The organism is Gordonibacter sp. (assembly GCF_036667095.1).
Taxonomy (GTDB): domain Bacteria; phylum Actinomycetota; class Coriobacteriia; order Coriobacteriales; family Eggerthellaceae; genus Gordonibacter.
In genome coordinates, this window is sequence record NZ_JAVWUP010000067.1 from 1 (window position 1) to 13,951 (window position 13,951).

Consider the following 13,951-nt stretch of genomic DNA (forward strand, 5'->3'; position numbering starts at 1 on the left):
GGCCGTGGCGGCCCGCGTTGCATGAGCATGCCGCTGGTGCGCGAGGACTAGGCACCGTTTGATCACCGTATTTGGATTCATGAATCCGGCCCCTTCGCATATCGAGGGAGCCGGATTCTATTTCAGGGTGCCCGATCCGGATCGAAGCCCCTCCACCTCCTGAACCTGCAAAGCAGGACGAGGGCTTGCCTGGTGGAGCGGTCGCTTTGCCGGGTAAAACGGATCACCCGCATACCGTCAAAGGTTTATCTGAAACGAAAGGGGTTTTGATGGACGAAAAGAAGAAGGGGATCGCCCTGTTCGGGCTGATCGGAATGGTTATCAGCTCGTGCATCGGCTCGGGCGTGTTTGCCATCACCGGTCAGCTGGCACAGGTCGCATCTCCGGGTGCTGCGCTGATTGCCTGGGGTATCGTGGGCGTCGGCTTCATGATGTTGGCGCTGTCGCTGGCCAACCTGGGTGCCAAGCGCCCCGACCTGCACGGCATCTTCCAGTACGCAGAAGAGGGCTTCGGTCCGTTCGCGGGCTTCCTGTCCGGCTGGGGCTACTGGCTTTCGGCCTGGCTTGGCAACGTGGCCTTCGCCACCATGATGATGTCCACGCTGGGTTACTTCTTCCCCGCGTTTTTGCCGGGCAACACCATTCCTTGCATCCTCGTGGCATCGATAATCATGTGGCTGCTCACGCTGCTGGTCATCCGCGGCGTTGAGAGCGCCTCGCTTTTGAACGCCATCGTCATGGTGTGCAAGGTGGCTGCCATCGCCGTGTTCGTGCTGTTCACGCTGTTCCTATTCAACGCCAACGTGTTCACGGCCGATTTCTGGGGCACGCTGCAAAACAACATGGCCGCCATGGGAGAGCTGGGACCCGACACCCTTGCCCTCGGAAGCGTGGGCGAGCAGGTCAAGAACTGCCTCATCATCTTGATGTGGACGTTCGTGGGCATCGAGGGCGCAACCGTCATGTCTTCGCGTGCCCGCAAGAAGAGCGACGTAGGCAAGGCCACCATCATCGGACTGGTGTGCCTGCTGCTCATCTACATCTGCGCCTCCGTGCTGCCCTACGGCTACCTGTCCTACACCGAGATCGCCGCCATGAACTACCCAGCCATGCTCTACGTGTTCGATGCCATGGCTCCCGGCTGGGGCGGCGCGTTCATCTCCATCGCCATCATCATCTCTGTCTTGGGATCGTGGCTCTCCTTCACCATCCTGCCCGCCGAGACAACCTCCGACATGGCGAAGCGCAACTTGCTGCCCGCCTCGTGGGGCAAGATGAACGCCAAGAACGCCCCGCAGTTCAGCCTGCTCATCGTGGGCGCCTGCACGCAGATTTTCATGCTCACGCTCATCTTCTCTGCCGACGCTTACAACTTCGCGTTCTCGCTGTGCACGGTAGCCATCGTCATCACCTGGTCTATGGCTGCGGCCTTCCAGGTGAAGTACTCCGCCCAGAACCGGCAGATGGGCCAGCTGGTCATCGGCATTATAGCCGTCGCGTTCCAGGTGATCGGCGTGCTGTTCAACGGCTGGTCGTTTTTGCTGCTCACCTGCGTGGGCTACGTGCCGGGCTTCTTCGTGTACGCCAAAGCGCGTAAGGACGAGGGCAAAGGACTGACCAAGGCCGAGAAAATCGGCATGGGTGTTATCACTGCCGCCGCCGTGCTGTCGCTGGTCATGCTGGCTACAGGCCTGATCGTCATCTAGCCGAACGTCATTGGGTGGCCAGGCGCGTTTTCGGCGCGCCTGGCCACCGCCCCTCCTGAAACGATTCGCACCCAGAAAGGACAAGCTCATGCATATCGCTACCATCGGCGTGGAAGACTGGCTCAACGTCTGGGAGAAAAGCGCCACCTACGACATCGCCCAATCCACCATCTCGTCTATGACCATGGGAGAGATCCTGGCGTTGGACGACGAGCAGGGCGCCACGTTCTACGATCGGCTGAACAACGAGAAGATGAATTACGGCTGGATCGAGGGCTCGCCCGACTTCAAGGCCGAGGTGGCCAAGCTCTACCGCTCAGTGGACTCGGACAACATCCTGCAAACCAACGGTGCCACGGGCGCAAACCTGCTGGCACTGATGGCGCTGGTGGAACCCGGCGACCACGTGATCGCGGAATACCCCACCTACCAGCCGCTCTACGAGATCCCCCGCACGCTGGGCGCCGAAGTGGAGTACTGGCACATCCGCCAGGAGAACGACTGGAACCCCGACATCGAAGAGCTGCGCGCACTCGTGCGTGCAGACACGAAGCTCATCTGCATCAACAACGCCAGCAACCCGCTGGGCACCGTACTTTCGGCCGATATGCTGGCGCAGATCGTGGAAATTGCCGAATCGGTGGGCGCCTACGTGCTCTCCGACGAAGTGTACCTACCCTTGCAGGACACGGAAGAATTCGTATCCATGGCCGACCTCTACGACAAGGCCGTCGTAACGAACAGCCTGTCGAAAACGTATTCGGTACCCGGCGCGCGCATCGGCTGGACCGTGTCGAATGCTCAGTTGGCCGACCGCTTCCGCGTGTACCGCGACTACACCATGATCTGCGACGGCGTGTTCAACGACGCGTTGGCCGTGCACGTGCTGCGCAACCGCGACAAGGTGCTCGACCGCAACCGCGCCATTGTGCTGAACAACCTGGCCATCACCCAGGAATGGGTGGACAGCGAGCCGCGCGTATCCTGGGTGCCGCCCAAGGCCGTATCCACGTCGTTCATCCAGCTGGACATCCCCATCGACGACGAGCAGTTCTGCAAGGACCTACTGCGCGACCAGGGCGTGCTGCTGGTGCCGGGAAGCCGCTTCGAACTGCCGCGCGGCGCTCGCCTGGGCTACTGCGCCGCCGAGCCCACCCTGCGCGAAGGGCTCAAGCGCCTCAGCGTGGCCCTACGCCAGTTCGACTAAGCACGCACGCGACACCCCTAGCTCATTATTGTTAAAAGCAAAGACTCAGCCGAAGCTGGGTCTTTGCTTTTGTCCCTCCCATCCTATCAGGTGTTTAAGGATCACAAGGGTCTTGGCAACTCCTGGCAACCTATCGCAAACGTGTCGATGAAATCGATAGTGGCAGAAGCTAGCGCCGAATTCCAACCTACTTCCAGGGGATGGCCGACGCCTCCCAAAACAGGTGCTGGGGAACACCCGGAGCCATTGCCGTGAAGGGCACGGACTCCCCCGCTGCTGGAGCATCTATCACAACAGAATAGCCCGCCGCCAAGACATCGCCCTTATCGCGCAGCACTACGCAGACTTTGACTTTGTCGAACCCCTCGGGAAGCCCGCCTAGGGCCTTTACCTGTCCGGCATAGTTCATATCATTCGTCCCACCGATATTCTCGACGGCATTCTCCACCGCAAGCAGATCGGCGATTTTCGGAGCAGAAGGATCGCTCGAGGTCGCACCCGTCACCGAAAACGCTAAAGAAGCCGCATAGATTCCGCCACCAACCTTGCCTGCATACGAGCACGTGTCACCGGCAGGAATCAGGGGGACGACCTCCTCCTGCACGAACACCGTGGCCCCCTGGGCATCCTTCCCCTCAACCTCGAGCGCGATATCCCGCAGATCATAGGAGGCATTAGGGTTTTGCAGGATGACGGAATACTGATACTCGCCCGTGTCTAGATAGCTTTTGCCAGGAGTGGAACACCAGCCGAACTCGGAAACGGGCCCGCCGAGTGCGTGCAGCACACCCCAACCTAGGAGCGTCCCAAAAGCCAATCCACTGCGTTGCATACCTCGACGTCGCCCTGCATGCCAAGCCCCAAGCGGTCGAGGGTAAGCAGCAGTTTCTTTCCAGGCTTGGCAGACACTGCTTTGAACGGCGCAAATTCACGTTCGCGCGTTTGAGCGTCCATAAGGCTTGCCGAAACCTGCACAAACAGCGTCTCATCTTTTCTCTTTGCAACGAAATCAATCTCCAGAGTGTCTGTCTTGCCTACGCGTATTTCGTAATTGCGAACTTTCAGCTCGTTGCACACGGCATTTTCCAAGGCAAATCCGTAGTCGCCCTCGGGAAAACCGAGCAACATATTTTTTATACCCAAATCAGATGGGTAATATTTTTCCAATCCCTGCAAGAAAGCTCCGCCCTTCACGTCGTATCGACGCACACGCTGAAACAAAAAGGCATCCACAAGTGCTTGCAGATAGCGCTCAATCGTCTCTGTCGAAGTTTTCCGGTGAGCACTTTTCAGGCGGTTCTCGATATTGGTGACAGACACACGCGATCCAGCAGTATCAGCAAGGTAGCTGGCGATATCGCTGAGTACGAGCGAATTTCTAATCTGCACATGCCGAGCAATGTCTTTTACGAATACCGTATCGAAAATACCCGACAACACCGTTTGCGCAAGAAACTGGTCTTCACCTTGCTCAACTACGGGAGGCAGACCTCCATACATCAAGTACCGCTCAAACGCACACTCGACTTCATCGACCTCGACGAAGGTCAGGAACTCCGAGAAAGACAAAGGATGTACGTTTATTTCAACGTATCTGCCCGAAAGCAAGGTTGCCAACTGACTAGAAAGCAAATATGCGTTTGACCCTGTCAGGTATATGTCCACATCCAGGTCAACGCGAAAAGAGTTGATTGCCTTCTCCCAAGATTCAACTAGTTGCACCTCGTCAAAAAGCAGGTAGTACCGGCCCTCTCCCTGCATCTGTTTTTGCACAGCATCGACAAGGTCTCTGTAGGTGCGTGTGTTGAAGTACGCAGAGGACTCGAAGTTCATCTGAATAATGTGATCGGCAGGAACTCCTTGTTTTTCTAACGACTGAGCAAAAAGGCGCATCAAGGAAGACTTGCCGCAACGGCGCATGCCCACAACTACCTTGATCAGCCCGTTGCCCCGCAAGGCCTCGAATTGGCTAAGATAGAGTGGCCGAGCTTTGAGGCGCGCGAGTGTATCCATAAGCGTCCTTTGTCTGATTTCCACTTTCTAGAGTATAACCGGTAACGTTCGTAATCTTTAACATTTTTCCGGTTATAACCTTAAAGCTTCAGGAACTGCACAATTTTTCCGGTTATAATCGGAAAACTAGCACCATGGCAACATTTCTGACCAGATAGCAAGAGGAGATTCTTTCGCTACAGCATTAGCGAAAGAATCTCCCTACTCACGATTCCCATAGTGCGCCACCTTCCCCCGCATGACGATCCTTTTCAGCTACATCACGCAGCCTCGCAAAATCTCTTTCATCTTACCTGTTCAAACGCATGCAAAAGACTTTTGACAGGCCCCCCTGCCCTGCTTTTCGCGGATGTCAAAGCCTTTAGGTGGTAAGGTGGAACCCGTCATGGCAACCTCATCTCATCGAAAGGACGAACGTGGAGCTGGGCAGTCAAATCAAGAAGCATCGGATGGGTCAGGACCTTTCCCAAGAAGATCTCGCGGCGAAGATATACGTATCACGCCAAACGGTATCGAATTGGGAGACCGACAAAACCTACCCCGACGTGGAAAACCTGCTGCTCCTAAGCGTTCTCTTCGACGTAACTATCGATGAGTTGATAAAAGGAGACGTGGAAGCCATGAAGGAAGCACTCGCAGAAGACTGGAAGAAAATACGCATCTTAAGTTGGGGCGGGCTTGTCATCGCCCTTGTGGGCGTTGCCACTTTCCTGGGGGGCGTTTTGTTTTGGAATTGGGATATAGTACCATCCGCCCTTCTTGGTCTTTTGATATGGGGAATCGGCATGGTGATGCTCGTAAAAGTTGAACACCTGAAGAAAGAGCACGACCTTGTCACCTACCGCGAGCTTATCGCGTTTTCCAAGGGAGAGCCCATCGATCGCAGCAATCCCCGCAGTCAGCAAGCACGCAAACACCGCATACTCAAGATCATAGCAATGACGCTCGCCGGAGCAATCGTGGGCGGCTGCGCTGGATATTTTGGCTACCTGTTCTTCGGCTGATCACAACACAAGCGCGTTTACTTCTGGCTGCTCGGCGCCGTCGTCTGTACATCGGCGCCTTTGCTAACCAGCGCGCGTCCACCATGGTCGAAGCCGGTGTTGATCGTGCCCTGCGTATTGCCGGTAACGAACTTGGCCTTGCTCAGGGTGTCGATTTCCTTCTTCATGTCCTCGACCAGCTTCACGCACAGCTGCATCGAGAAGTCCTGGCGTGCCACAACGCGCTGGACGATGGTGTCCTGCATATCTGCGGGCATGGGATACGCCGGCACCAGCCAGCCGCTCATGCGCAAACGGTCGGACAGGTCGTACAACGTCCACGGCACATCAACGCCGTCCTTCAGGCCCCAGCACACGATCGGAATGTTGCCAGCATCTTCGTAGATCTCGAACAGGCCCATCTCCTCCAGCTCGTCAACCAGATAGTGAGCCACGTCCATGGTGCGCTCGTGGATTTCCTTGTAGCCGTTGAAGCCATTGCGCATCAGCACGTAGTACTGGCCCACGATCTGAGAGGCCGAGCGCGAGAAGTTGATGGCCATGGTGGCCTCATTGCCGCCCAAATAGCTTACCCAGAAGATTAGGTCCTCGGGCAGCGCTTCCTTACTGCGCCATATAACCCAGCCGACGCCAGGATACACCAGGCCGTACTTGTGGCCGGACGTGTTGATGGACCAGACGTTCTTCAACTGGAAGTCCCACTCGAGATCAGGGCTGATGAACGGGGCGACCATGGAGCCCGAAGCACCGTCCACGTGGATGCGGATAGGCATCTTTGGATGATCTTGGTTATACGACTCCACCAGCGCGTCAAGGGCCTTCACGTCGTCGAACTTGCCGGTATAGGTGATGCCCAGAATGGCGGTAATGCCGATAGTGTGGTCGTCCACCTGGTCCATAACCGTGTCCATGTTCAGCGACAGGTGGTCCTTCTCAAGCGGCACCAGGCGCATCTCCACGTCCCAGTAGCGGCAGAACTTCTCCCAGCATACCTGGTAGCCAGAGGAGATAACCAGGTTCGGGCGCTGCTCGGTGTAGATGTTGATGCCGGCATCCTTCGCCAGCTTCTTCCAGCGGAACAGCATGCCCAAACCGCCCAGCATGCAGGCCTCAGACGAGCCCACCGTGGACGTGCCCATGGGCTCTTCGGCTGGATCGGCGTGCCACAGGTCGCCGAGCATGGCCACGCAACGGTTCTCCAGATCGGCCGTCATGGGGTACTCGTCCTTGTCGATGGCGTTCTTGTCCATCGTCTCGGCCATAATGCGCGTAGCCATAGGCTCCATGTAGGTTTGACAGAACGTGGTCAGATTCTGCGTGGCGTTGCCTTCGATGGACAGGTACTCCTTGATCATCTCGTAGGAGACGCGGGGCTCGACCGGATTGAGGTTCATCTTCAAACGCGGCATCTGCGCGTCAGACGCTTCGGAGCCGAAGATAGGCGTGAGGTACCTCGTCTTCTCGTCCATGCTGTCTAGGATCTTGCTTGCACTTTCCTTCTTCATTGAAACCTCCCGTATCGCGATGGTGTAATACCAAATTAGGAAATGCCCTGCCAGCTAGACCTTGCGTCCGGGCTTCGGGGCCGCCTTTGGCGGCACGTTCAAGGTGTCGGAGGGCCGGGGCTGCGAGGTGGCGGATGCGGCACCGGGGGCACGGAAGCTCGCCGATACAGCCGCTACCGGGTCTTTCGGCACCCAGCGATGCCGCATGCCATAGATGACGAACGGTATAACTATCGACACGACGAACGCCACGCCCAACACGGTTTGGTACACCATGTTCGCCTGCGCATCGAGGCTCGACGTGGGGAAGAACGAGATGACCAGCGTTGCAACCGTCATGATCAGGCCTACGCCAGCCACAATGGCCTTGAACGGAGTGCCTCCGGGAAGCTGGAAAGAGCGCTGCAGGTTCTTCTTCTTGAAGATGAGCGTGAAGTAGCCCAGGAAGAACAGCACGTAGCCCGCCAGGTAGATAACCACCGTCAAGCCGATGGCGGTCAGATAGCCCACCGACGAGCTGGACCCACCGGACAGGGCGATAGAGCCGCACAGCACCGCATCCCACACCGTTACGATAATGGCCTGGATAACGACGGTTTTCACCGACACACCGTTCTTGTTCGTCTTCTTGAAGGACGGGGGGAGGATGCCGTCATGCGCGGTATCGAGCAAGGCGCGCGACGGACCCACGATCCAGGCAGAAATCTCGGCCAGCACGCCCAGTGCCAACAGCAGCGCCACCACGAATACGACCCAACCGAGAGCCGGGTTGATGTGCTGTACGAAGATGGCGCGGAACGCCTCGATAACGCCGAAGGACAAGTTGCCGTCGAGCGTCGAGGCCGGCAGCGTCGTAGCAACGGCCAAGCCGCCCAGCGCATCAAGCGCGATGGTGATAATGGCCAGCACGATCATGGCCAAGGGGTAGTTGCGGTTCGGGTTTTTCAGTTCGTTCACGTGAGAAGCCGAAGCTTCAACACCCATGTACGCCAAGATGAACGAGGCAAAGATCACGAGCGTGTCAACTTTGGTAAAGTCTGGCACAAACGTAGTCACATCTATCTTGATCTGCGAGATGCCGCCCGTGGCAAAGTAGATGATCAGGCCCACCAACAGCACGAGAACCGGCAAGATGATGCCGCCCACAAAGCCGATCTTGGAGATACGCGCCGTGTATTTGGTACCACCTAGCTGCGTCAGCGTGAGCAGCCATACGATGGCGGCAACGCCGAAGAACATGACCAGCGGGTTGTTGTACAGTGCGTCCCACTTAAATACGTAAGCCAAGGCCGCCAGAATGAAGAATGCCATCGTCACGAAGCCGACCGTGATCTGGAACCATTGGAAGAATAGGGCGGCAAAACCCCAGCGCCGTCCCAGTGTATTGCCCACCCACGAGAAGATGCCGCCGGACTCCCATCCTTTGACGGTCGCCATCTCGGCCGCGCACATAGCCACCGGCAAGAACCACAGCAAGCCGCCGACGATCAGGAAGAACACCAGCTGGAACCCCGACGAGGCGAACGATGGATACTCGTACACCGTCATTACCATCGATGCCGTGATGGCGAAGAATCCGAAGAACGATAGGGTACGTGCAAACGATGGACGTCCGGCTTTCCCCACCGGACCAGCATCGGCACTCGACGCAACCGCCTGTTGACCTGATTCGCTCATACTCCACTCCCTTCCCTTGACGTGTGACTCCCGCACTTGCCTGGTTTGCAGGTGCGCACAGATTTAGTTGACCTATCTGTTCTATCAAAGGGGAGAAAGGAAAACGACAGGAGGGTGAAAGATTCACCCTCCTGTCGTAGAGGTGTAAAAGTCAGGATGGCCTCACGTGAGCGTCCGGTAACCTAACGCCGAGCATCTTTCGGCAAGCACCCGCAGTTTACTGCGCGCGCCTCGAGCAGAACTACTCCCGGGTTGCCTTCGCGTAAGCCTCGGTGGCCCCGATAGCCTCGCCAAGCAGCTTGTCCGCCATCTCGCGCACATGGTAACCTTCCGAGATGGAGGCGACGGCTGCTCCGTCGACCAATGCCACCACGATGCGCGGCGTCATGGGCACACCTGCCCGGTTAAGGATGCGCGCGATAGCGGCATCCAGCAGCACACGGCCCTTGCGGTACGCCTCGGTAACCACTTCCGAATCGGCAGCACCTATCAGCTGGGCATAGTGGGCGGCCGGTACGACGGAGTCGTCAGGCAGGCAGGCGCGCGTCAGCAATTCGGTGATGCGCGCACGACACTCTTCAGGTTCCAGCTTGTCGCTGAGATCGGCTACTTTTTCAGCACGCTGGGCCCATAATTGGATGTTATGCATACCTGCTTCATGTAGAAGCTCGGTAACCGAATCGAAGTAGTAGCCCACCGACGAGGAGGCCGCGCCTGCCCATTTTGCCACCTTGCGATAGGTAACGGCTTTGGGTCCTTCGTCACGCAAAAGCGCAGCGGCAGCCAGCACCAACGACGTGCGTGTAATCTGCGCTTTCAACGATCTCGGTGTAGGCGATTCGCTCATGGTTCCCCCCACGTGCTTTCTGCCTGCTCTTGGCAGACCATCGTCCCTCTCTCGCGACAACGCCATCCGATCTGCCAATGCAGACCGGATGGCGCGAGACAAGGTATCCTTTCGCAGCCTCGCTGCGAATCGAGAGGCTAGACCTCAGACAGGTCCTTGCCCGTATGCTCATGCGATAGTATCATCGCCACAAGCGCGACACAAGACACACCTACCATGTACCATGCGGGAGCCAGATTCGATCCCGTAGCAGCTATAAGTGCCGTGGAGATGAACGAGGCGGAACCGCCGAACAAGGCGTTCGCCATGTTAAACGACAGAGCAAAACCGGTATAGCGCACTGCCGTGGGGAACGTTTCAGTCAGATAGCTGGACAGCGTACCATCGTTGATGGTAAGCGCCAGGCACAAGACCAGCTCGACGCCAAGCACGGCGACAAATAGACCCGTGTTCAGCAGCATGAAGGCCGGCACCGTGAGCACAATGAACGACACACAGGCAATGATGAGCATCTTTTTACGTCCATACTTGTCGGACAAATGCCCACTGCCGAAGATAAATGCGATGTACGCAATCAGGCTGATCGTGGTGATCAGCGACGATTCGCTCGCCGGCATCATGACCACCGTCTCCAAATACACCGGCAGATAGGTAAGCACCACGTAGAAGCCCACGGCGTTCAGCATGGCAGCACCAAACGAGATGATAAGCTCCCTGGTGTGATGACGGAACAGGTCGCGAATGGGATGGTTCGAATCGTCGGCCTTGCTCAGCGACTTCTGCATCTCCTGATAGGTCGGAGAATCTTCCAGCTTGGTACGGATGTAGTGAGCAACCAGACCCAACGGTCCGGCCAATAGGAACGGTATGCGCCATCCCCAATCGTTCACGGCAGTCTCAGGCAAGATAGAGTACATGACCGTGGCGAACATCGATCCTACCAGCAAGCCCACCGCCGTCGAAGCCGGGACAAGCGAGCAGTACAGGCCGCGCTTGTTGGAGGGAGCGTACTCGGCCAAGAACGTAGCCGCACCAGCGTATTCACCAGAAGCCGAAAAGCCCTGGACCATGCGCAGCAGCAACAGCAAGATGGGGGCGGCAAGGCCGATGGCTAGGTAACCGGGCAGCAAGCCAATGAAGAACGTCGCACCCGTCATAAGGAAGATAGACGTGGAAAGAGCCCATTTGCGCCCCTTCTTATCGCCCATGCTACCCCAGAACACCGCACCGACCGGACGCAGCAAAAACGACAGTGCGAATACTGCGAACGTCTGCATCAGCGCCAGCGACGGATCGTCGCCGGGGAAGAACACGTGTGAGATGACTACGGCAAAATACGAATACGTAGCGTAGTCGAACCACTCGATAAAGTTGCCAAGAAACGAGGAAACGGCAACTTTCTTAAGCGTACTGTTTTGAGCAATATTAGATTCCATGATAATCCCCTAGATCGTTTGCGGCCTCGTTGGAAAGAGGAAGAAACCGCATGAACAGCGCTTGACTCAATGGAGCCTCCTCTCAGGAGAAATCCTCGACAGCTGGACTATTATCATAGCTCATAACCTTGAGGATGCCGCAGATCGTTATCTATTCGGAAGTAATTTTCCTATTGAATGGCTTATTCGACAGGAAATTGAAACAAGAGTAATGCAGTCGGGCGGAACGACATCCGGTCGTCCCGCCCGAGGGAGGCCCTTATTGCAGCATAACGAACTCCCTGGACCACACCCTCACGATACCGCAACCCACCAGCCCTCACCTGTCAGAAAACCGACGGCGGAACCAGTACTGATCAGGCCGCGAGCATCAGTAGTCCTCGAGCATCTCCACCTGGGCCTTGCTCGCGCGCATGATGAACGCGCGCTTCGCCTTTTGGCCGCCCTTTGCGAGCTTGCGCAGGATGACCCTCTTCAGGCGCGGGTACTCGTTCATGCCGTACCAGGCGAACGCCGTGCCGCCGCTGTACGCTTCCACGATGCTGTGCACCGGGAGGTTCGCGTCGCGCTTGGCGTCGAGCGCCAGGTACTCTTCGATCTCGTCGGCGCATACGTCGCGGATGACATCGACATCGATCTCAAGGTCGTGGGCAAGCTGCCTCAGCTGGTATTCGACCTCATCTTGATCGGCACGCGGGAAGTACGTCACGTCGTAGGCGACGGCGCAAAGACCCGACGCCTTCGCGAACTGGAGCAGCGACTTCAGCGATATCATCTGCACATGATCTTCCGTACGCTCTGCAATATCCAACTCCGCAGGAAAACCCTGGAAGCCTTCCTCTGCAAAGACAGACTTCAGTTCATCTTCGGTCAGCGCAGCTTCAAAATCGACCTCAGTGGCAATGTGGGTAAGGTTCTTCGTTATCTTCATATAATGCACCTTCCTCTCCTATTGCAGGCCATCGTTGGCTCTATGCAAACCAAGCGTCCGAACCGCCTTGCGACACGTACGGGAAAGCAGTCGAAAATGCTTGGCTCATCCTCGCAGCTTACCTGCCGCACCGCCCGCGCAAGGCCGCTCCCTTACGGGAGCGGCTCTCGGGCGCATGGGTAAAACTAGCGAATATCTTCTTTTATAGCTTCTTCTTCAAGGCGGGCAGCAAGGTTCTCGCTGATCTCAGCTTGCTGCTTTTGCTTACGTCCGGCAACCATGCCCTTGATAGACGGGATGGCACCGCCACCGATGATAAGGAAGCCGCCTATGATGGTATTGATCGTGAGAGCCTCACCGAATACAACCAGGCCAATAAAGATAGCAACGGGAACTTCCCAATATGCAATGGTGCCGTAGTCGGCAGCAGGCAAGTTACGCCCAGCCACCAGCAAGAAGCCCAAAGCGATAGGACCGCAGATAATCCACAGCAGCACCGCACCGATCCAGTTGAACGTGGTAAAGTGCACGTTGAGTGCCCAGTTCTCCATGCCGGGGTTGGCACCCAGCGCATTCAGCACGATGGTGATGGCACCTGCACCGATAACGGCGAAGATGAAGTTCCACACGCCACGGGCGGTGGTGTCGGCATCTTTGCGGTAGCCGTTGAAGAACATCGAAGCGCCGTAGAAGAAGCCGGAGGCGATGCCGAATGCGTCGCCGAGGCCCTTTTGCGGGAACTCGGGAGTAGACGGAACCAAGTTGAAGTCGACGAAGAATCCGCTGTCGCCAAAACCAATAAGGTTGTTGCCGAACAGCATGCCAACAAACACCGCTCCCAAGCAAATCCATTGCAAGCTTGACATGGGCTCTTTGCGGAAAATACGTGCCAGTATTACGCAGATGACAGGGCCGATATAGATGAACAAAACGGCGTTAGAGATGGTGGTCAGAAGCGTCGAGGTCACATAGCACGCAAGCGACATGCCAATCATAAGGCCGCCGAGTGCGATGGCGGGTGTGAGCTTCAGCTTCTTGAATACATGCACCTTATGGGTCGCAAGCAGCAGGATGACGAAGAACAGCACACCCATGCCCATGCGGCCGACTGCCATCAAGGCACCGATGCTGTCGCCAGCATTAAACCCGAGGGCACCGTTGAACATATCGGTACGCGTTGCCCAACGACTAAACAAAGGCACCATGCCCATGCCTGTCGCGGAGATGATCATGGCGATAACACCCAGGTTAACTTTCATCTGGTATCCGCCGGAGCCATCTATATCCTCTTTGCCCGCTTTAGGCTCTTTTTTCTCAAGATCTGCCATTGGTCCTCCTTAAACCAGTAGCAAAATGAATAGGCCACCCAATCCCCCAAACGAGGGTCTTTCATCATGCAGGATCGAATTCGAGACGACCTATGCCTCACCTTTGATCCTGCATGACCGAATTCTATTGCATGTAATAATCAAGTTTCGAATGCAAGAAGGGGATCCGGAATGCCTTGCAGACCGAATCCCCTTCCTTTTCACGATATTACATTGCCCTAGCGTTGGTAGGTGGTCACGCAGCAGCGCTTAGTCGTTCCACAGCTCCGGACGGATCAAGGTCGGATCCTTGACGCG

11 protein-coding genes are annotated in these 13,951 nt (G+C 56.7%); 3 read left to right on the forward strand and 8 right to left on the reverse strand.

Translation table 11 applies throughout. The annotated features are described in order from the left end of the window. Positions 1–269 precede the first annotated feature (269 nt). Positions 270–1,706: a basic amino acid/polyamine antiporter gene (locus tag RR842_RS07645; RefSeq protein WP_332513637.1), complete on the forward strand. Its 1,437-nt coding sequence runs from the start codon at positions 270–272 to the stop codon at positions 1,704–1,706. Between the two features lie 88 nt (positions 1,707–1,794). Further along, positions 1,795–2,913 carry an aminotransferase gene (locus RR842_RS07650; RefSeq protein ID WP_332554093.1) on the forward strand — a complete coding sequence of 373 codons (1,119 nt, stop codon included), beginning with the start codon at positions 1,795–1,797 and terminating at the stop codon, positions 2,911–2,913. 187 nt (positions 2,914–3,100) lie between these two features. On the opposite strand, the gene RR842_RS07655 is transcribed toward RR842_RS07650, so the two are convergent. Both RR842_RS07655 and RR842_RS07660 read right to left on the reverse strand, forming a co-directional pair. Continuing rightward, entirely contained in the window at positions 3,101–3,745 is a 645-nt protein-coding gene (locus tag RR842_RS07655) for a hypothetical protein (protein WP_332565654.1), read from the reverse strand. Next, positions 3,709–4,926, reverse strand: a complete 1,218-nt coding sequence (locus tag RR842_RS07660; RefSeq protein ID WP_332513633.1) for an ATP-binding protein — start codon at positions 4,924–4,926, stop codon at positions 3,709–3,711. Before RR842_RS07660 ends, RR842_RS07655 begins: the two co-directional genes overlap by 37 nt. 416 nt (positions 4,927–5,342) lie before the next feature. Between RR842_RS07660 and RR842_RS07665 the strand changes: the two genes are divergently transcribed. Then, positions 5,343–5,930, forward strand: a complete 588-nt coding sequence (locus RR842_RS07665) for a helix-turn-helix transcriptional regulator (RefSeq protein WP_332518320.1) — start codon at positions 5,343–5,345, stop codon at positions 5,928–5,930. A gap of 17 nt (positions 5,931–5,947) precedes the next feature. Here RR842_RS07665 and RR842_RS07670 read toward each other — a convergent pair whose 3' ends face one another. The 6 genes from RR842_RS07670 to RR842_RS07695 all read right to left on the reverse strand — a co-directional run bounded on the left by RR842_RS07670 (position 5,948) and on the right by RR842_RS07695 (position 13,654). Further along, a complete protein-coding gene (locus RR842_RS07670; protein ID WP_332729393.1) occupies positions 5,948–7,435 on the reverse strand; it encodes a glutamate decarboxylase in 1,488 nt (495 codons plus the stop codon). A 54-nt stretch (positions 7,436–7,489) separates the two neighbouring features. Then, entirely contained in the window at positions 7,490–9,112 is a 1,623-nt protein-coding gene (locus RR842_RS07675; protein WP_332521430.1) for an amino acid permease, read from the reverse strand. A gap of 241 nt (positions 9,113–9,353) precedes the next feature. Next, positions 9,354–9,959, reverse strand: a complete 606-nt coding sequence (locus RR842_RS07680; protein WP_332513629.1) for a TetR family transcriptional regulator — start codon at positions 9,957–9,959, stop codon at positions 9,354–9,356. 137 nt (positions 9,960–10,096) lie between these two features. After that, positions 10,097–11,395, reverse strand: a complete 1,299-nt coding sequence (locus RR842_RS07685) for an MFS transporter (RefSeq protein WP_332554088.1) — start codon at positions 11,393–11,395, stop codon at positions 10,097–10,099. A gap of 370 nt (positions 11,396–11,765) precedes the next feature. Continuing rightward, positions 11,766–12,326 carry a hypothetical protein gene (locus RR842_RS07690; RefSeq protein ID WP_332513626.1) on the reverse strand — a complete coding sequence of 187 codons (561 nt, stop codon included), beginning with the start codon at positions 12,324–12,326 and terminating at the stop codon, positions 11,766–11,768. Positions 12,327–12,511: 185 nt separating this feature from the next. Further along, positions 12,512–13,654 carry a DMT family transporter gene (locus RR842_RS07695; protein WP_332554086.1) on the reverse strand — a complete coding sequence of 381 codons (1,143 nt, stop codon included), beginning with the start codon at positions 13,652–13,654 and terminating at the stop codon, positions 12,512–12,514. Between the last annotated feature and the right edge of the window lie 297 nt (positions 13,655–13,951).